We start from the raw sequence: 19,106 nt of genomic DNA on the forward strand, positions 1-19,106 counted from the left end.
TGGTGTTAAAAGCTTGTCAGGCAGATTGGCTTTTGGTGGGAGAAAAAAATGTGCTGCAATGTTTCGGCATAAGATTGATCAGAGATTTCGGCAAGCCCATACCAGTACAGCTTTTCAAAGGGGACAGCCCCCATCAGGAGGGAAGAAAAGTCTGCGATATCGAGCTTAACTTCCACATCTCCTTTTGCCCCGGCCATCACAGTTGGGTAGCCGTTATGGAAATAAACCGTAACTTCTTGATTGTTTTTCGGGAAAAAGGTGTCGGTAATCTGGAAGGTGACGGTACAATCAGCTCCATTAAAGTTATGATTTTGTAGATCATTGAAAATTCGTTCAGCATCGATCACTCTGTACATCACCCCTGTCCCTGCTGTACTCGTTTCATGAAACACAGACGGTATCAGGCGACCGGAATCATTGCGGGGGTCGGACAGCAAAAAGTGAACATATTCATCCTGTGTATCCAGGACGATTCGGTTGATTTGATCTTTCTGGGTATGTAAGAACGTGCAACATTCATGAAAGGCTTCCCGGTTTAAATAGACCCACTCCTTGATTTCCATGTCATTGACGAGAAAATTTTGATCATCGGCCTGTTTAAAAGAAAAAACAAGATAGCCTTCCAATTTGCCATCCTTTTCAAAGCCAATGACCTTTGTTTTATGATCGGTAAAGTATTTCTCTAGTTCATATTCACGTTTTTCAAAACAGCCATGGGTGCGGTCAGCATACTGATTATAGCATGCCACTGTCCGGGGCAGGTCTTCCATCGTTAAATAGGTTAAATGGCTTTTGTCTCCTCTGTAGGGGAAAGAGGAAGGTTTAACCCGATATCTGTATTGATTGGTTCCGAACCCAAAACCCATTTTTTTATAAAAATCGGGACGGAAGGGATATAAAGACACCATATGAACGCCTTTTTGATGATAGAAGTCCATGAAATATTCCAGCATTTGTTTCGCGATTTTTTCTTTTTTGTAGAGGAGATCCACCCCTACCATGCCGATGCCGGCTGCTTTTATTTTTTCCCGATGATAGGTCATGGAAAAATCATGAAAGCGCATAATGCCTTTTAGCTTATTTTGATCATAATATCCGTAATAATGAATGAAAGAGTTGTTCATCTGAACCTCTTTTAGCCGTTCAGCCAGTTTGTTCTTTGCTTCCGGGGAATCTGAGGCCAGTGCCGGATATGCTTGATCAGCAATGGTAACGAGATCAGAAAAATCATCCGGGGGAATCCGTTTGATAGCTGCCATCATTTCACTCCTTGCGGGAAAAAGGTTATATTTAATTAAAGGGATATTTCACCAAAATGTCAAGGTGCCTGTCATCCGTCGGATTTAGTCAATGAGAAATGTGGATTTCTTCCGATACTATAAACTATTTCGATGGATCGATCATTCGGCAGATGACAGGCTCCATCATCACATGAAAGGGGAGGGTTATGTTGAATATCCAGCCGTTATCATCATGTACATTTGACCAGGTGCTCGAGGTCTGGAACAGAGGGTTTGAGGGATATGCGGTTAATGTTCACTTAAACCTTGATCAATTGTTGACTCGAATGGTTTATGAAGGAAAATTTCCGGAGCATTCCTTTGTAGCGATGGAAGGGGATCAGCCTGCAGGTTTTGTATTCAATGCCATTAAAGAAATTAACGGCAGGAAGCTGGCATGGAATGGGGGAACCGGCATCGTTCCTGAAAAACGGGGAACCGGCATCGGCAAAAAGTTGATTCAAACATCTCTGGATTATTATCAGAAACAGGGTGTACATACGGCATACCTGGAGGCTCTGAGGTCAAATGAACCTGCCATCAACCTTTACAAAAAAATGGGATATATGGTAATCGATCATCTTGACTTTTTAGAGGCAGAGAGTTTATCCGAAACTGATTTCGAGAATGAAGCTTCTGGGTTAATCATTAGAGAAGAACCCTGGGAAAAAGTGCAGCATCTCCCTTTTACTGAGAAAGATATTCCCTGGCAAAATCGGAAAGAAAACATACCCGATGGCAGATCCTATGTTGTCTATGAACAGAAAAGGCCTGTCGCTTACTATTTATCGAGAACAATTTTTAACAACCTGGGTGACATCCAGGGGGTCGTTCTTTACCAACTGAGCGCAGATGAGGGAAGAGAAAATATAGAAGAAATTGTAAAGTTTGCATTGAAACAGGTTTTCCGGCCAGAGGTCAGATCGTGTAGACGCCTGATCTCCAATTTCCCGAACAAAAAAGAAACCATTTTATCTGTTATAAAGAACATAGGTTTCGAAACCAAACTTCAGCAGGTTCACATGAAAATTGAATGGTAGCAGAGAAAGATCAGGTGTACATGCACCTGATTTTTTTTAGAGAAAATGTCTTTACCATGGGTAATCAGGAAGTGAGAAAATTTCGATGCTGGCCCAAATGTGCCTAGTATTTGACTTATGCATGTATTACTGATTTAAAATGGAATAGAGTGTGTAAACTGAAAATAAGCAGACTGTACCGGGCACACAACAAAAGTCTATACAGTAGGCTAATTATGAGAATGCAGGAAAGGAGTTATATTCTTATGAAAATATTACTAATAAATGGGACTATTATTGGGGGAGGGAAGACGAATACTCTTTTACATGAAACCAAAACATACTTACATCAAATTCGGGATGATGTAGAAACCGAACTCCTCGATCTGCAGAATTATTCAATGGAATTTGTTGATGGCAGACCGTTTGATCAATATAATGAAGAAACACGTGAAGTGATTGAAAAAGTGACCAGCGCAGATGGATATATTTTTGCAACTCCAATATTCCAGGCTTCCATACCGGGAACTTTCAAGAATATGTTTGATCATATTCACCCTGATGCATTGCGTTACAAACCCGCGGCAATTGTTGCTAATGGCGGGACTTACCAGCATCATCTCGTCGCAGAAAATCAGTTAAAGCCTATCCTGGATTATTTCCGCTGCCTGATTGTGCCAAATTATGTATACACCCATACAAGCCATTTTTCTGAACAAAACGAACTGATTGATGAGGATATTCAAAATCGTCTGAAAGAACTGACCCGGGTATTTAGTGCATATTTAGACATGGGTAAAAAGTTAAAAGCGGAATAACAAAAGGGTCTGAGGAAATTTAATCCTCAGACCCTTCAATTGTATGTGAGAAATTTTTTAACCCTGTCTGGCTCTGCAGCGGCCATGTATGCCCTTCCAGAGAGACTGGGGATAGGAGCGTGTGAGCGCATGTTAACCAGCGCTTTTTATAAAGGATCGGCTTTGTCCTGAAACATGCATCCAAAAATTTGCCTCCCAAAGGGGAGTAGTATAATATTCCTGATTTAAAAAAATACATAAAAATGTATTACAGAACATATGTTCGTATATTATAATAGAGACAGGCATTCGTTTTGCAGGGTGGTGTGGCAGGTACTCCCTTATGAAGGGAGGTCTGCCGGTGAAGATGGAATTGCTTCTGCTTCTTTTTGCGTTCGGAACCTTTTTGTTGCATCTGATCAAGCTAATCATCGACATCACAAAAAAGTAAGAAGCCACCCTGCCTGGCCGTAGGGTGACTTCTTTTTTCGGTTACCAGCTATAGGCCTGCCGCATCATCGCGGAACGACTGCCTTTCGTCAGGGGTGTTTCTTCACCCCTGATTTTTATTTTATGGCTGAAAAATGGACTTATTCCTGATTTTATCATCTATCTGGCTTGATTATACACTATGCAGGCAGCTCAGTTCAATGGAAAAATAACGCTTGACATGATATCCTGCTAAATTATCCTGAATTTCCTCTTCCTTCATGGCGAAGATGTGATAGGAAAACATGCTAATTATTACCTGATTCCATTGACAGGATTGGGTATATATATTAATATTTGTTTAAAACTGTCAAAATCTTTTGGATACTGTCGAAAGCATGGAGATCATATAAGGTCGGATGAAAAGGTGAGTGAAAAGGAGGATGGATAATGAGCGGAACGGCTAATAAAGAAACTTTAAAGGAAGAAGTGCTAAAGGAAATAGCCAGAGGGTCTTCCTACCATAGTGCAGTCAGTCAGGTCAGTAAAAAGCATCACGTCAGCTTTATGAAAACCTTCGTGACGAATTTGCCAGGATTTATATCAAAAAAGGGTTCGGTTAGCACAGCACCAGAAATGAAGGATTCCAATCCTATGGAAGAGGTGAACGTCGTGGAAAAAAATGAAGAAAAACAGAACGAGGCGAACCATGATTTTGATAGTCTCAACCTAAAAGGAAGGGATAACCCCTCAATGACCGCTTATACGCTTCAGCTGGAAAATGGTGAGGATCATGTGGCAACCAATCTATTAAATCAGGTAGAGGCGATCATCAAAGACAGACAGTTTCTCATGAAAAAAGTAGACAAGCTCGAAAATGAGGTTGACTATACAAAAGAAGTTGTGGAACAGCTAAGAAGGGACAAATCAGAGCTAGAACAAAAAATATCTGACAAAAATGAAGAAGTATATCAGATTGAAGAAAAGATGGCTGAACAGCAAATGAATTACAATCAGCTGGTGGAAGACTATAAGAAATTGCAGGCACAGTATTCCAGCAAAGTGAAAGAATTGAACGAGAAAAATAATGAAGAAAAGCGCAAATATCAGAAACTGGATGAGGATTTTGAAAAATATCGCCAGGAAGTTAATCAAACAATCACAAGTCTGGAAGCAAAAATCAGAAATCTTAAAGTTGAAAATGAAAATATCCTGGATAAATATCACCAGGCTCTTAATGATAAGCTGCAGCTGATCCAAAAAATTGATGACTTTACGGCCAATTTATCCAGTTTTTCAGGTTTGAAGAGTGAACCGGATGACAACGATTCTCCCAAGCCGAAAAAACCAAACATCAGTGTTGTAGAATAATAGCTTAGAAGAGGTTGTGTATATGGAATACAATTATACTCCACGGCTAATGGAACTGACATCCTGGTTTAGAGATGAGGAAAACCGGTATTTAATCATTAAATACAAACTGCATGACACTTCTGTCCGGTTTCGCTGGAAGGTTGACCGGACGACCTTTGATCATTTGCTGAAATTGATTGAACATTTTGGTGAGAAATGCCGATTCCAGCTATCGTTCATGTCCAGATGGAATGCCGAGGGGAATTACTATCAAAGTTATTTGTCGGTTATTCAGGGCAGCAAGCTCACGCGATTATCATTTAGATGTTCCAGTGAATATGCCGAAAATTTGAAATGGCTGGCAGAACTTCAGGATCTCAGTGATTTAATGGGCAATCACGGAATAGAGGAACATGTTGCCGATACATACATAAGTCCTAAAACTGCCCCAAAAAAAAGAAAAAAAATGATAACAGCACTAATTACAGTTGCGTGTGCATCTTTTATATCCATTCATCTATTCACCAAACAAAGTGTTTTTTCCCAACAGCCGACAGAAGGAGTCCATATCCACAGTCAAAATATGTCCCTGCCAGCCAACCTGCAAAAAAAACAGAACATCGCTTTACTGGCTTCAGTTCAGACAGATACCGTAACCACGCTTGAAACAGCCAAAGACTATACTGACAAACAACAAACAAGTCCATCTGATCAAATTTTTAGAGTGGCCGACGGAAAGGTGGCTTTAACTTTTGACGATGGTCCTTCTGCCTATACCGAGGAAATTGTCCAGATCTTAAATAAGCATAATGTGGAAGCTAGTTTTTTCTTTGTAGGCAACCGTGTTCACCACTACAAAGAGTCGGTGAAACTAGTGCATAATCATGGATATACGATTGGTATACACGGACATACACATACATTATTGTCTTCCTTAAACAGGGAACGCCAAAAAGAAGAGATCGTCAATGCTAAGAGGGCAATCGAAGCTATTACCGGTGAAGAGGTCCGTTATCTCCGCCCGCCATATGGGGGATACAACAAGGATACTCTTGAAATTATGAAAGAGCAGCAACTGCAATTGGTGCAATGGAATCAGGACCTGAAAGATTGGGGGATCGAGGCCAAAGATGAATTAATGCAGCGTTTGCATCATTCAAACCCGAGCGGGGGGATTTATGTTCTGCATGAAACAGCTGTTACCGTTGAAGCCCTTGATGAAATCATTCAATATCTTAAGGAACAGGGGCTAATCCTGGTCGGTCTATAGAGAAATAACCTCTTGTTAATATTTAAGGGGTTATTTTTTATTTTATGTTCTACGTTTAATCCCCAAACCATTTTGGTGTTTATCAATTTAAAAAGTGTGATACCTTTATTAGTTTATCTTTTTAAATTATCCATTTCTATTAACATATAATCCGTAAACTCCATCAATATGCCTTCCCACCCATCAACTGCTCCGTTTTGACCTGTATAATGACTCAGTGCGTATCTAACAAGGGGATGATAAGAGGATGGGATTACCTGCAAGGCCCATTCTCCAGCTTCTTTTTTGGAACTGACCACTTTTTCCTTCAGGTAGTACAGAACCCGGCACAGGTTTAAGGTATAATAGACAGGATTTTCCTTTATATGAGTTCGTGCATCTTCCACGTCATTTAAAATGGATTCCAGGTAGTATCGTTCTTCAATCGGTTTAATTACTTGTTTGATTGGTTTTCCGTATAGGGTTTTGCCCCGATGATAAGTGACAAAAATATGTGCAGCTAAATCCGGATCTAAGCCATTTTTGCATAAAGCCCCTTTTTTAAGGTATGGTTCCCGGTACTGATTTGAGTAATGCAATTCAAATGGAGTGGGATAGGAAAAATGCTGGACTGTTTGTGTTGTGACAATGCTCATTTCCACTCCCCGCGGGGGAAGGAACGATTCGAGGTTCATCAGTCCTTCAATCATTTTTGTCATAATAGGTTCATCTAACTTTTGATTGACAACTACAAGTAAATCGATATCGCTTTTTAAGGGATGAAAGCCATTCATGGCAAGCGATCCATGTAAATAGACCCCTTCCAGTTGCTGCTTTAACGTGTATTTGAATACCTGCACAAGCTGGTTTAGAACCATTTCTATTTTCATATTCGGAGCCCATCCTTCTTTTTTTATATCAAGAATATTATAAATCATGAAAAATAGAAAGGAAGACAGGAATGATCAAAAAGCTATCCTTAACGGATCAAGAAATGGATCAGGTACTGGATCTTCATGAAGCCATTTTTGGAGAAACAGATCGAAAAGAATGAATGGAAATGATCCAGGAAAGGAAAAATCTGCTGATATTAGCCTATGTTCAGCAAAGTCTAGTGGCTGGTTACAAAATTGGCTATGAAACTAAAAAAGAACGGTTTTACAGCTGGCTTGGCGGTGTCCATCCGAATCATAGAAATAAAGGCATTGGTTCAGCCCTGATGGCATATCAGCATGAGTACTGCAGATCAGAAGGATATCAAACCATTGAAACAAGAACAAAAAATAAATGGAAAGGCATGCTCATCTTAAATTTAAAACATGGATTTGATGTGATTGGTACCTATACGGATGAAAAAGGGGACCCAAAAATTATATTGCGAAAAAATCTTTTGAGAAAAAACAGCATGCTCCAGTATGACATAAATATCTTGTTTCCTCCTTGTTTATGCTATAATAGATGAGTTAATTTGAATGTTAAAGGAGAATGCTGTATGCAGCACAGGGAAGATATACGCAATATTGCTATTATTGCTCACGTTGACCATGGAAAAACGACGCTCGTTGATCAGCTGCTCCGCTACGCCGGTACCTTTCGCGAAAACGAACAGGTGGATGAGCGTGCCATGGACTCCAACGATCTGGAGAGGGAACGGGGAATTACGATTCTGGCCAAAAATACGGCTATTCAATATAAAGATACCAGAATCAATATTCTGGATACTCCCGGCCATGCGGATTTTGGCGGGGAAGTGGAACGGATTATGAAAATGGTGGATGGGGTTCTGTTAGTCGTGGATGCCTATGAAGGCTGCATGCCCCAGACACGTTTTGTGTTAAAAAAGGCACTGGAACAGAAGTTAACGCCCATTGTGGTGTTAAATAAAATCGATCGTCCCAATGCTCGGCCCGAGGAAGTGGTGGATGAAGTATTAGATCTATTTATTGAACTGGGAGCGGATGATGATCAGGTTGATTTTCCAGTGGTTTATGCTTCCGCTCTGCAGGGGACATCAGGCTATGAAGCGGATGATCAGCAGGAAACGATGGAACCGATTTTCTCCACCATCCTGGAACATATCCCGGCTCCGGTGGAAAACAGTGACGAGCCGCTGCAGTTTCAGGTGACTCTGCTGGATTATAACGAATATGTCGGCCGGATCGGGATCGGCCGTGTTCATAGAGGAAAAATCCGTGTTGGTCAGCAGGCAACTTTGATCAAAAAGGACGGTTCCCATCATCATTTCCGGGTAACGAAATTGTTCGGGTTTATAGGTTTAAAGCGTATCGAGATTGAAGAGGCACTGGGAGGAGATATTGTGGCTGTAGCCGGCATTGATGGGATTAATGTAGGTGAAACCATCTGTCCTCCGGATCATCTGGAAGCCCTGCCACTTCTGCATATTGACGAACCGACACTGCAGATGACCTTTCTGGTGAACAACAGTCCGTTTGCGGGCAGAGAAGGAAAGTTTGTCACGGCTAGAAAAATCGAAGAACGGCTGATGACCCAGCTGGAGACGGATGTCAGCCTGCGGGTAGAACCCACAGAATCTCCTGACGCCTGGATCGTGTCCGGAAGGGGAGAACTTCACTTATCCATTCTGGTGGAAAACATGCGCCGGGAAGGATATGAACTGCAGCTGTCCAAACCACAGGTTATTTTGAAAGAAATCGATGGGGTCACCTGTGAGCCGGTCGAACGGGTACAGGTGGACGTTCCAGAAGAATATACGGGTTCCGTCATTGAGTCTCTGGGTACCAGAAAAGGAGAAATGCTGGATATGGTTAACCAGGGAAATGGGCAGGTTCGGCTCGAGTTTAAGGTTCCTTCCCGGGGATTAATTGGCTATGCCACTGAATTTTTGTCCATTACCCGTGGCTATGGTATTTTGAATCACACCTTTGACCGCTATGAACCAGTGCTGCAGGGCCAGGTTGGGGGCCGGAGACAGGGTGTCCTCGTTTCCCAGGAAAACGGTAAGGCTACCACATATAGCATAATGCAATTGGAAGACCGGGGAACGATTTTTGTAGATCCTGGAACAGAGGTCTATGAGGGCATGATTGTCGGAGAGCATAACCGGGAAAATGACTTGACCGTAAACATCACAAAAGAAAAACACCTAACCAACATTCGTTCCGCAACAAAAGATCATACGATAACCATTAAAAGCACCCGAAAGCTGACCCTGGAACAGGCGATTGAATATCTGAATGATGATGAATATTGTGAAGTCACACCTGAGTCCATCCGTCTTCGAAAAAAAATCCTAAACAAATCCGAGCGGGAAAAAGCTCAGAAAAAGAAAAAGCAAGGAAGCAGTGTATAAACGAATGATAGCCCTGGCCATGCGCCAGGGCTCAGTTATTTCTCTCACCATTCATACTAAGAGAGGGGTGCTTGCCTCTTCTGTTTAGTTTCCTTTAAAGTTCGGCTTTCTCTTTTCAAGGAATGCCTGAATTCCCTCCTGATGATCTCTGGTCATACGCATCTTGCTTTGTCCCTTTGTTTCTTTGTCGAGAAAATCCGCCAGTTTTGGTTTATAGTATTCCGCATAGATCGACTTGGTTTCGATCAGAGCTTTTAAAGGAGCGGCCTGCAATTTACCCGTATATTGACGAATCGAATCGGTAAAGTCTTCGGCTGTAACAGCATCCACTAATCCAGCTTCAAGTGCCTCACTGGCTGTCATCATTTTTCCTTCCCAGATCACCTGTTTGGCACGGACCGGTCCAAGGCGCTGTTCCAGAAAGAAATGTCCCCCGCCATCGGGGATGAGGCCGATGCCGATAAAATTCATGGCCAGTTTTGAATTTGGTGATGCTATAATGTAATCAGAAGCCAGTGCAAGGCTGAAACCAAGTCCGGCTGCTGCACCATTTACAGCGCTGATTGTGATCTTTGGAAGAGTATAGTATGTCAGCATCATCTGTTTAATCATATTCATAATTTCCGTAAAACCTTCCTGATCAGCTGACTGAAGCATAGTTTTGATATCTCCGCCTGCTGAAAAGGCTTTTCCGGCACCGGTTAATACGACAATTTGTGCATCACTTTCGTGTACTTCTTTTACTTTTTCCCGCAGCTGTGTTAACAGATTGTGGTCCATCGCGTTGAGCTGCTCTGGACGGTTTAAGGTAATGGTAGCTATATTTTTTTCGTAAGATAATAAAACGGTTTCAGACATTTCTCTCACCTCGTGTTTTCACTTTTGTCCCAGGATTGATCATGAAACAATGGTTATGTTATAGGTGACGGATATTCATATCATCTCCAATTTTCCATAAGGATAAGACCCAAAACGTGTTGTTCGGCTTACTATGTTTTCGACAAATCCTTCCTGAAGTCCTGCCGATACCGAAAAAGGGATAAGCAGTGCTCTAGAAACATGAATGAGAGATCGTTTCTATTCATCCTGCCGCAATTTAAATTTTTGGATTTTACCGCTGGCATTACGGGGCAGTTCGTTTACAAAAACATATTTCCTGGGACGCTTGTAATCGGCTAGCTTGTCATTGTTTTTGCAGAAGACTTCCAGCTCTTCATCGGTTATCCCCTGATTTTTGGCAACCACGTATGCGACCACTTTTTCGCCCCAGAGGTCATCCGGTTCACCGATCACGGCTACATCGATCACGCCTTCATGTTCGTATAACACATCCTCAACTTCACGGGGATAAACATTTTCCCCGCCGCTGATGATCATATCATCGACCCGATCACACACATATAGATAGCCTTCCTCATCCATATAGCCCAGATCCCCTGAATGATACCAGCCTTTATACAAAGCGTTTTCCGTTGCGTCTTCCCGATTATAATATCCGGTCATCATGCAGGAACCACGTACAATGATTTCTCCGATCTCACCGGGAGGGAGAATATCGTCGGGTTCAGAAGGCCCATCTTCCTTTGGCTTGACAATACGAATTTCATGATTAAAGCATGGCTTGCCTGCAGAACCGGATTTGGTCAGCTGTTCATGCTCATATAAGAAGGTGATCGCCGGTCCCATTTCGGTCATGCCATATGCTTGCACAAGGTCAATGCCAAGTTTATCTTTGCAGGCCCTTACTAAAACAGGTGCCATTGGAGCAGCTCCATACAACCCAAGTCTCATGGTAGAGAGGTCGAAGGTATCCAGGTTTTGCTGAAGCATCATGTTCCACATGGTCGGCGCACCGAACATAACCGTGATGTTTTCATCTTCTATGGTTTTCAATACCTGTTTAGGGTCGAAGTGGTGAATAAGAACATTTGTAGCCCCCACATGAATACGCGGGAAATAGCAACAATGTAGTTCAGCACAATGAAACATCGGAGCACAGGATAAACCTTTATCTTCTGAAGTTAGCTTCATCGCTGCGACACAAATCAGACTTTGTTCTACCATATCACGGTGTCTGTGCATCACGCCCTTTGGACGTCCGGTAGTTCCAGATGTATACATGATGGCATAGGTGTCGTCTTCGAAAACATCAATGGAAGGACGTGTGGCCGGGGCTTTGCTGATTCGATCATAGTAGTTCACAGCGTAGTCCGGAGTATCTTCATCCACATACCAGAATGAAATGGCTGAAAATTCTCCATGGACAGCTTTGACTTGTGGTTCCAGAGCTTTTTCAAACAAAACGACTTTTGGAGCGGCATCTTTAAAGATGTAGGAAATTTCGTTGGCTTTTAGTCTGAAGTTAATGGGGTTTATTATGGCGCCGATTTTTCCGCAGGCAAAAACGACAGTGGCAAGTTCAATGGTGTTGAACAAATAGGTGGAAACCACATCTCCTTTATCGACTCCTGAGGCCATGAGGGCATTGGCCAATTGGTTGACTTCCTGGTCGAATTCTCTGTAGGTCAAACGAACACCCTTGGTTACGTCTACTATAGCTTCTTTTTCAGGATAGTTCTGAGCTGTCAATTCTAACAACTTTCCAGTTGTTGTGTACAAAAAATCCCCTCCTATCAATTATGAATGATTTCATCTTCTAATATATTAGTTTTTCATGACTAGAATTCCTTTTATATTTCAGAATATTATAAAAATAATGGACCTTTGAAACGCAATGAAAAACATACTAAGATTAGTGGGTCATGTCATCGACAGGTACCAATACCCACTATTTTTCTTTTTAGGATATCGTGAGAAGTGAAACAAAGCCCGACCAGAGCCTCAAGGATTAAGAATCGGAATAAAAAACCGGGCTTCTTCACTTCATTTTTGAATCAGGTTTAAGTATGTTGGGGCCATAGAGCTCGTGTATAGGAAATTGGAATCGAAATGAATGGTGAAGATCTTTCATGCAAACAAAGAGGAGAGGTCATAAAATGGGAACAGTAATGGCTTTTGATGTCTCCCTGGGGAAGAGCTTTTAAGGCTGGGACAAAACTTCGATAATGAAATGTCCGAACTATATTCAATCATCACATGAATTCGTTCGGAAATTAAATGCTCTGCTTTCCGCAGAAACGGCATAAGGATCTCTAAAGCAGCTCATTCTTCACCGCCTGCAGGATTTTTGGCTCGTGCTGTTCCCGCAGGGGTTCTACGCATCTTTGACTGGGCAAATTTTTAGCAAAATTGTTGTTTTTTTGCACCATCCATTCCTTTATTGTTCCAGCCTTCTGTATTCTAGGTATACAGTTTCTGATAGATGGCAGCGGCATTTTTGTACTGCCGCTTTTGAAAATAAATATCTCCTAATAGTTTGACGATATCTTTATACTCTGACTTTTCACCGCTTTCCTCAAAGTAAGAAAGGATGTTTGTTTTTAAGTTAAAAATAAACGTTTCATCAAATAACGTATGATTGATCTTTTGTTTCAGAATATAAAATTTGTACATGTATTTTTGATTTCTGTGTCTTTCAGCCAGTTCCATGCCTTCCTGGACAAGTCCCAGTGCTTTATTCCTCTCGTTCAGTGCGTGGTAAGAGGAAGCTATTAAAAATAGGGTATTTATCTTTTCGGCATGATTCTTTTTTAGTTTTAGGGCTTTTTCCAGATATGTTAAAGCCTGATGATAGTTTTTCCTGTTGAAATAGATATATCCGAGATTATGATAGACTTTAGGCAGTACACTTCGCTGAAAGTGGCTTGTTTTTTTCGGGAGCAGCTTGGTCAAGTAATCTTCTGCGATATCAAATTCTCCTAAATTGTTATATTGGATGCCGAGAAGGAGATGGCAGTCGGTAATTCGTTCGTAAAACAGCATATCCTGATACATTTCAAGCGCCTGCTGGGCGTAGATAATCCCCCGGTTCAATTCCTGTTTTTTACTGTAAATCATGGATAAATAAAAAAATAGTTCAGGATCGTTAAAATGGAGAGTCCTGTACGTTTCTTCGGCCTTTCTCATACACGTCATGGATTGATCCAGTTTGTCAGTTTTTAAAAAAAAGATTCCGGAAAATTTGTAATAATAAAAGCTATATTCGGCATTTAAAAGGTCCTCCATTTGCCTGAGCTCCTGAAAAATAGTCCGTGCTTTGTCCAGGTCACTGGTAAACAGATGATATCGGAATAGAAACAAATGGAAGAGGATTTCGCACTGGTGATTGGAAGAATGGGATATTAGCGGTTTGATCTCACGATATAGATGATCGGCAGATTTCCGGTCTTGATGCTGGATATGTCTGTGCCATTGATACAGCATTTTTTCCAGTTTTTCATCGTCTTCTGCATTTGTCTGTGTCAGATCTATCTTGAGACGACGGCAGATGAGTTCGAGAATTTCGTTACTTGGCTCTACCATCCCGTTTTCAATTTTACTTAAATAAGATACAGAACATATCCCTCTGGCCAGCTCTTTCTGGGTCCATTTTTCTTTCTGGCGATAATATTTAATTAGGTTTCCCATCTCCATATATACCATATCCTGTCAAAAAATAATGTTTTTAACCTAGTCATATTTTATCAAAAGTGCCTGTCACTTGTCGAAAAATATTGGTAAAAGAGAAAACAGGAAAACGATTTGTACACTACCTCTATTCGGGAAAATCTGTCTATTTATGAAGGTTGCAATCCATATGGAGATATGGTTTAATTTGGATAAGATCTTATATGCAGGAGGCTCAATCGCAACGTGGAAAATAACACGTACCCGTCCATGAATTAAATAGGAATTGGCGGCATCTCTTGTAGATGCTTACGGGATACGTGTGTCTGAAAATCAGTTTTGATAACGAACCATATCATGATTATTATTTGTTTATATATATTGGGTTAAGTGATTCTCGTAAGTAAACGCGCAGGTAGATGCCTGCGCGTTTTTTTGTACCTGAATAGAATAGTTGGTTATATGTACTCGGAATTTTTTAAATAGGCTTGTGAGGTGATTGGATGCTGGTCATGAAAGCAAAAAACTTAAGAAAAGAAATAAATGGAGAACGGTTATTTGAGTCGGTAAACTTTGAAGTCCATCAGGGAGAACATCTTGCATTATTCGGGAAGAACGGATCGGGGAAAACAACTTTACTTAAAGGCCTTCTGGGTCAAGAAACCTTTGACGAGGGGATAATTCACAGAAATATCCCTGTCACTCAATGGGGATGGCTTTCGGCTTCCATCCCTGCTTACCCGCAGATGTCTGTGAAAGAGTATGTGCTGACAGGGATGGATGAATGGTATCAAGCTAAGAAGAATCTGGGCCGGTTGCAAAAGAAACTGGAAAAACAAACATCAGAAGAATTACTGACTGCATACGAAACGGCGTACAATCAATTTATCAAACTGGGGGGCTATGAGCTGGAAGTTGAGGCGGAGAAACAATTAAACCAGCTGTCCGTAGACCCGACTTTATGGAGTACGTCATTACATCAGCTTAGCGGCGGTCAAAAAACAAAGGCCCAGCTGGCAAAAATTCTTATTCAAAACCCTGACTTTCTATTAATGGATGAGCCTACCAATCATCTGGATCAGGATTCATTAGTCTGGCTGGAAGACTGGGTGAAAAACTATCCGAAGGCCATTTTGTTTGTATCCCACGACCGTTATTTTCTGGACCAGACGGCCCATGCTATTGTCGAGTTGAGACATGACGGGGTAAAGCGTTACCCGGGTGGATATACAGCATTTCGCACACAAAAGGAAATAGAACGCCGTGAACAGGCAAGGACCTATAAAAAATACGAGCAAAAAAAGAAAGAAGTAGAGGAGTCGATCCGGAACTACCAGCAATGGTTCCAAAAGGCACATAAAGATGCGGGGCAAAATGACTTTTTGCGTTCAAAAGCAAAAAAGAATGTTTCTAGACTCCATGCGAAGGAATCGGAGCTGGAACGTCTTGAAAAGAAGATGGGTGAGAAGCCCCGGGTGGAAAAAGGGCTGAATGTCAGTCTGGAAGGCAGTGAATTCTCCGGACGCAAGCTTGCAGCTATAGAAAATCTCACGTTTTCTTATGGTGAAAAAGAGATATTAAAAGAGGTCTCCCTGACAATCCAGCGTGGAGACCGCATCGCTATTACCGGACCAAATGGTGCGGGTAAGTCGACGCTCTTAAAATTATTGGCCGGAAAGTTGTCCCCTGATACGGGCGACGTTCGTCTTAATCCGCAAACCAGAATGGGCTATTTTGATCAAGAGCTAGAAATGTTAAACCGGGAAGAGACTTTATTAGACAATCTGCTGTCACTGCCTGACATGACTCAGACAATGGCCCGAACGATTCTGGGATCGTTTATGTTCAGAAGGGACACCGTGCATAAAACGTTAACTAGCCTGAGCATGGGGGAAAAATGCCGGGCCGCTTTTATTAAATTGTATTTCAGCCGGGCAAACCTGCTGATACTGGATGAACCGACAAACTTTTTGGACATATCGGCCAAAGAAACCATTGAGGAAGCACTGATGGGTTATCCAGGTGCCATCATCTTTGCCACTCATGATCGATATCTTGTAAAAAAATTAGCCAATCGGGTACTGTATTTAGATAAAGGGGGCCTGTCACTTGTCGAATTCGATAAGTGACAGGTACAGATTAGGGGAGGAAGAGATCTAAATGATTATAGAAAAGATCAGCCATCAAACTGCAGAAGGGGCAAAAACGGTTATTCTTGAGGGTTTTAGTGAATATTTTTCAGAAGTAAGAGAAGATTTTAACCCGGATCTGCACGACATTGTAAGCACATACTCCCAAAAGGGGTACATCTTTCTGGTTGGACTGATAGATCAAAAGGTTATTTGTACCGGAGCCTTAATAAGGGAAGATGAACAGACTGGACGTATGGTGCGATTGTCTGTAGCAAAAGCATACCGCAGGCAGGGACTCGCCAAAAGAATGATTGAGGAATTAGAAAAACAAGCGTTTATATTGGGGTATAGCAAGATAGTTATTGAGACCACAAGAGGTTGGGAAAAACCCATTCGTCTATATCTTGATTTGGGTTACCAGATTGACTATACGACCTCAGATCAGGTGCATTTTGTGAAAAAACGGCTTTCCACTGATCAGAAATTTTTCGACAAGTGACAGGTACCATCCCTTCATGTTAAAATAAAGCTAAATGAATATTAGCTTCTGCCACAAAGGGGAGCCGGAAAAGCAGGCTGAGAGTGAACGGTAAACGTTCTGACCCTTTGAACCTGTAAGTTAGTACTTGCGTAGGGATTGTGGTGTGAACTGCTTGAAAAAGAAAGAGAAACTAGAGATTAGAGCAGGGCATCCTTACGCCCTGCTTTTTTCTATGCCTGATCATAAAGAGGAGGAACCAGAATGAGAAAAACAAATCTTCTATTTTTAGTGGAAAGTGCGATATTTTCGACACTGGCGTATATTCTGGATCTGTTTTCCATGTTTTTAACGTCAAGATTCTGGCCCCAGGGTGGATCCGTTTCCATTGCCATGCTTCCCATCTTCATTATTTCCTATCGCTGGGGACTGAAAGGCGGATTATTTTCCGGGTTTTTACTGGGGATGTTGCAGGTTGTTACAGGAACGGCCTATGTTGCCCAACCGGTACAGGGATTTATCGATTACTTCCTGGCCTTTGCGCTCGTTGGTTTTGCGGGAGTATTTGCCCGTCAGGTACAAGAAGGCCTTCAAAACGGAAATATAGTAAAATGGGCAACGTTTGCTGTATTTGGTGTCATTTTAGGAGGTTCCCTGCGCTTCCTCGCCCATTTTGTAGCGGGAATTGCATTCTTTGCTGAGTATGCGCCAGAAGGACAGCCGGTTGTCATCTATTCCCTGGTCTATAATGGTGGATACATGTCCATCAGCACGATCATATGCGCCATTTTGTCAGTAATGGTCTTATCCGCCATTCCGAAAAAATATTTTGCAACAGCGTAAACAGGTTGTTAAAAATCAGGCTGCAATAGCAAAACGTTCATGAATTTTGATAAACTAATGTTGAAAACGTCCAATAAAAAGGTGATGAATCCCATGATAAAGTGTATTGCCATCGACATGGATGGAACCTTATTGCAGCCGAATTTAACAATCAGCAAACAGGATCTGAAAGCTATTGTGGAGGCAAATAACAAAGGGGTTGATGTCATCATCAACAGTGGCAGAAGCTATGCCTCCATTCATTTTTTCCTGGAAGTGTATCAGCTTTCCATTTCTGCTGTTTCTTTAAATGGAGCTAATATACATAACGAAAAGAATACGCTGATCTATAACAGGCCGCTAAATGAAAGGGAACTTTCCCTTTCCCTTCAAGCTTTTTCACGTGCTCATTTTAAAATTATCAATTTGCTGGGTGGGGCCTTGAGGCTGGTAAATGGTCCAGTTTTACCAGAAAACCTGACAGATGAGTACATTGCATCTTTTGTCCAGGCATATAAAGACAACATTTATAAAATTTCTGCACTGGGGCGAGATCACGCATTGTCACAGGTATCAGCGGAGTTGAATGAATTTGAGCTTGCTCCTATGGACCAGAGTATCGAATTAACCGCTCCAGGTGTCAACAAAGGAACTGGCCTGATCAAATATTGTGAAGAAAAAGGGATCCATCCTGATGAAACGATGGCAATTGGGGATAATGGCAATGATGTCAGCATGTTTCATCAAGCAGGATTAGCTGTAGCCATGGGTCACGCAGATCAGGGGATCAAGCATGAGGCAGACGCTGTAACGAAAACGAACACGGACCATGGCGTTGCCTGTGCCATCAACAAATATGTTCTCCAAAGATAATGCAAAAGGAAAACAAGCCTATACACGTCCTGAATCATGCTGTGCAGAGGAGGCAAATGGGGGACTCTATAAATGGTTGTTTGTGGTCACAAGACAGACGAACACCATAGATAAAAAATATGCTATCATATACTGGAAAGCAATTACCGATGGGGGAAGAAGAATGGACATTACGCCTTTACAGAAAAAGACCTGGAGAAGATGGTTTGCAATAGAAGTCATTGTGAGGAAAGGCTTTCCATTTATTTTTCGATTGAGTCTTCTTTTTTTATTCAGTTTAATCGCCCTCGTTTTTTACATGGATTCCCTCAACAATGAATCCATTATTGTCATTGGCCTACCTGCAGTCTTTCTCATCTACGGTATTTTTCTTGTTTTGACCTGGAACTATATGAAACACCTTGCCAAAACATCTATGAAAAATCGGGAAAAACTTGGGCTGACCGAAAAAGAGTATAAGAAGTTGATCGATTTTCGGGAATGAAAAAGTTGACGGGTTTTGTAATTCGATTTATAGTAATCTTAAGATAACATTTCATATCGCCTCAGTAATCAGGTGTGACAAGATGGATTGTCACTTAAAAGGGAAGACCGGTGAAAATCCGGCGCGGTCCCGCCACTGTAAATGGGAGCGACCTAAAAGATGCCACTGTTCAACCGAATGGGAAGGCTTTAGGGAGCGATGATCATGAGCCAGGAGACCTGCCTGATTGCAAGAGCTGATTTCCTTCGGGTCAAAGGAAAGGCTTCACGTCGTGTATGCTTTTCATACGGCTTTCCATGCCTTGATTTCTTAGAAGGAAATCAAGGCATTTTTTCATGCGCATTTCGGCGTTT

The 19,106-nt window shown here is 41.7% G+C and carries 17 protein-coding genes and 2 riboswitches; of the genes, 12 read left to right on the plus strand and 5 right to left on the minus strand.

Annotated features, from left to right (window positions below):
• Nucleotides 1–5 precede the first annotated feature (5 nt).
• Nucleotides 6–1,259 (minus strand): GNAT family N-acetyltransferase, encoded by a 1,254-nt coding sequence (locus EDD68_RS10025; RefSeq protein WP_165902135.1) that lies wholly within the window; start codon nt 1,257–1,259, stop codon nt 6–8.
• 191 nt (nt 1,260–1,450) lie between these two features.
• Here EDD68_RS10025 and EDD68_RS10030 point away from each other — a divergent pair, with 191 nt between their 5' ends.
• The 5 genes from EDD68_RS10030 to EDD68_RS10045 all read left to right on the plus strand — a co-directional run bounded on the left by EDD68_RS10030 (nt 1,451) and on the right by EDD68_RS10045 (nt 6,148).
• On the plus strand, nt 1,451–2,320 hold the full coding sequence (locus EDD68_RS10030; RefSeq protein ID WP_165902136.1) for a GNAT family N-acetyltransferase: 870 nt from the start codon (nt 1,451–1,453) through the stop codon (nt 2,318–2,320).
• A gap of 245 nt (nt 2,321–2,565) precedes the next feature.
• The gene (locus EDD68_RS10035) at nt 2,566–3,117 is read left to right on the plus strand and encodes an NADPH-dependent FMN reductase (protein ID WP_132372119.1); all 552 of its coding nucleotides are present in this window, start codon (nt 2,566–2,568) and stop codon (nt 3,115–3,117) included.
• 340 nt (nt 3,118–3,457) lie between these two features.
• Nucleotides 3,458–3,547 carry a putative holin-like toxin gene (locus EDD68_RS15665; protein ID WP_341540276.1) on the plus strand — a complete coding sequence of 30 codons (90 nt, stop codon included), beginning with the start codon at nt 3,458–3,460 and terminating at the stop codon, nt 3,545–3,547.
• 428 nt (nt 3,548–3,975) lie between these two features.
• Nucleotides 3,976–4,896, plus strand: coding sequence for a hypothetical protein (locus EDD68_RS10040; protein WP_132372120.1), 921 nt, complete (start codon nt 3,976–3,978; stop codon nt 4,894–4,896).
• 22 nt (nt 4,897–4,918) lie between these two features.
• Nucleotides 4,919–6,148: a polysaccharide deacetylase family protein gene (locus tag EDD68_RS10045; protein WP_132372121.1), complete on the plus strand. Its 1,230-nt coding sequence runs from the start codon at nt 4,919–4,921 to the stop codon at nt 6,146–6,148.
• A gap of 113 nt (nt 6,149–6,261) precedes the next feature.
• Here the strand turns inward: EDD68_RS10045 and EDD68_RS10050 are convergent, their stop codons facing one another.
• Nucleotides 6,262–7,065: an aminoglycoside adenylyltransferase domain-containing protein gene (locus EDD68_RS10050; RefSeq protein ID WP_132372122.1), complete on the minus strand. Its 804-nt coding sequence runs from the start codon at nt 7,063–7,065 to the stop codon at nt 6,262–6,264.
• 122 nt (nt 7,066–7,187) lie between these two features.
• Between EDD68_RS10050 and EDD68_RS10055 the strand changes: the two genes are divergently transcribed.
• A complete protein-coding gene (locus tag EDD68_RS10055) occupies nt 7,188–7,589 on the plus strand; it encodes a GNAT family N-acetyltransferase (protein WP_243646830.1) in 402 nt (133 codons plus the stop codon).
• A gap of 30 nt (nt 7,590–7,619) precedes the next feature.
• Nucleotides 7,620–9,458 carry a translational GTPase TypA gene (typA, locus tag EDD68_RS10060; protein WP_132372124.1) on the plus strand — a complete coding sequence of 613 codons (1,839 nt, stop codon included), beginning with the start codon at nt 7,620–7,622 and terminating at the stop codon, nt 9,456–9,458.
• Nucleotides 9,459–9,542: 84 nt separating this feature from the next.
• Here the strand turns inward: typA and EDD68_RS10065 are convergent, their stop codons facing one another.
• From EDD68_RS10065 to EDD68_RS10075, 3 genes are all read right to left on the minus strand, one after another.
• Nucleotides 9,543–10,316 (minus strand): enoyl-CoA hydratase, encoded by a 774-nt coding sequence (locus EDD68_RS10065; RefSeq protein WP_132372125.1) that lies wholly within the window; start codon nt 10,314–10,316, stop codon nt 9,543–9,545.
• A 219-nt stretch (nt 10,317–10,535) separates the two neighbouring features.
• A complete protein-coding gene (locus EDD68_RS10070) occupies nt 10,536–12,077 on the minus strand; it encodes a fatty acid--CoA ligase (protein WP_132372126.1) in 1,542 nt (513 codons plus the stop codon).
• A gap of 681 nt (nt 12,078–12,758) precedes the next feature.
• On the minus strand, nt 12,759–13,991 hold the full coding sequence (locus tag EDD68_RS10075) for a helix-turn-helix domain-containing protein (protein WP_165902138.1): 1,233 nt from the start codon (nt 13,989–13,991) through the stop codon (nt 12,759–12,761).
• Between the two features lie 485 nt (nt 13,992–14,476).
• Between EDD68_RS10075 and abc-f the strand changes: the two genes are divergently transcribed.
• The 5 genes from abc-f (at nt 14,477) to EDD68_RS10100 (ending at nt 18,753) form a co-directional block, all read left to right on the plus strand.
• A complete protein-coding gene (gene abc-f / locus EDD68_RS10080) occupies nt 14,477–16,093 on the plus strand; it encodes a ribosomal protection-like ABC-F family protein (RefSeq protein ID WP_165902139.1) in 1,617 nt (538 codons plus the stop codon).
• A 31-nt stretch (nt 16,094–16,124) separates the two neighbouring features.
• A complete protein-coding gene (locus EDD68_RS10085) occupies nt 16,125–16,595 on the plus strand; it encodes a GNAT family N-acetyltransferase (RefSeq protein ID WP_132372131.1) in 471 nt (156 codons plus the stop codon).
• Between the two features lie 47 nt (nt 16,596–16,642).
• A riboswitch (TPP riboswitch) is annotated at nt 16,643–16,750 on the plus strand.
• 88 nt (nt 16,751–16,838) lie between these two features.
• Complete coding sequence (gene thiT / locus EDD68_RS10090; protein WP_132372133.1) at nt 16,839–17,417, plus strand: energy-coupled thiamine transporter ThiT; 579 nt, start codon at nt 16,839–16,841, stop codon at nt 17,415–17,417.
• Between the two features lie 39 nt (nt 17,418–17,456).
• A complete protein-coding gene (locus EDD68_RS10095) occupies nt 17,457–18,269 on the plus strand; it encodes a Cof-type HAD-IIB family hydrolase (protein ID WP_132372135.1) in 813 nt (270 codons plus the stop codon).
• Nucleotides 18,226–18,753: a hypothetical protein gene (locus EDD68_RS10100; RefSeq protein WP_165902140.1), complete on the plus strand. Its 528-nt coding sequence runs from the start codon at nt 18,226–18,228 to the stop codon at nt 18,751–18,753. Before EDD68_RS10095 ends, EDD68_RS10100 begins: the two co-directional genes overlap by 44 nt.
• A 53-nt stretch (nt 18,754–18,806) precedes the next feature.
• A riboswitch (cobalamin riboswitch) is annotated at nt 18,807–18,993 on the plus strand.
• Nucleotides 18,994–19,106: the final 113 nt, after the last annotated feature.

This window comes from Melghiribacillus thermohalophilus, assembly GCF_004342905.1.
Lineage (GTDB): Bacteria > Bacillota > Bacilli > Bacillales > Alkalibacillaceae > Melghiribacillus > Melghiribacillus thermohalophilus.

What these genes read in the sequence shown, in the direction of transcription:
- EDD68_RS10025 (WP_165902135.1), bottom strand. Translation starts at nt 1,259, where the DNA reads ATGGCAGCTATCAAACGGATTCCCCCGGATGATTTTTCTGATCTCGTT.
- EDD68_RS10035 (WP_132372119.1), top strand. Translation starts at nt 2,566, where the DNA reads ATGAAAATATTACTAATAAATGGGACTATTATTGGGGGAGGGAAGACG.
- EDD68_RS10040 (WP_132372120.1), top strand. Translation starts at nt 3,976, where the DNA reads ATGAGCGGAACGGCTAATAAAGAAACTTTAAAGGAAGAAGTGCTAAAG.
- EDD68_RS10045 (WP_132372121.1), top strand. Translation starts at nt 4,919, where the DNA reads ATGGAATACAATTATACTCCACGGCTAATGGAACTGACATCCTGGTTT.
- EDD68_RS10050 (WP_132372122.1), bottom strand. Translation starts at nt 7,065, where the DNA reads ATGATTTATAATATTCTTGATATAAAAAAAGAAGGATGGGCTCCGAAT.
- EDD68_RS10055 (WP_243646830.1), top strand. Translation starts at nt 7,188, where the DNA reads ATGATCCAGGAAAGGAAAAATCTGCTGATATTAGCCTATGTTCAGCAA.
- typA (WP_132372124.1), top strand. Translation starts at nt 7,620, where the DNA reads ATGCAGCACAGGGAAGATATACGCAATATTGCTATTATTGCTCACGTT.
- EDD68_RS10065 (WP_132372125.1), bottom strand. Translation starts at nt 10,316, where the DNA reads ATGTCTGAAACCGTTTTATTATCTTACGAAAAAAATATAGCTACCATT.
- EDD68_RS10075 (WP_165902138.1), bottom strand. Translation starts at nt 13,991, where the DNA reads ATGGAGATGGGAAACCTAATTAAATATTATCGCCAGAAAGAAAAATGG.
- abc-f (WP_165902139.1), top strand. Translation starts at nt 14,477, where the DNA reads ATGAAAGCAAAAAACTTAAGAAAAGAAATAAATGGAGAACGGTTATTT.
- EDD68_RS10085 (WP_132372131.1), top strand. Translation starts at nt 16,125, where the DNA reads ATGATTATAGAAAAGATCAGCCATCAAACTGCAGAAGGGGCAAAAACG.
- thiT (WP_132372133.1), top strand. Translation starts at nt 16,839, where the DNA reads ATGAGAAAAACAAATCTTCTATTTTTAGTGGAAAGTGCGATATTTTCG.
- EDD68_RS10095 (WP_132372135.1), top strand. Translation starts at nt 17,457, where the DNA reads ATGAATTTTGATAAACTAATGTTGAAAACGTCCAATAAAAAGGTGATG.
- EDD68_RS10100 (WP_165902140.1), top strand. Translation starts at nt 18,226, where the DNA reads ATGGCGTTGCCTGTGCCATCAACAAATATGTTCTCCAAAGATAATGCA.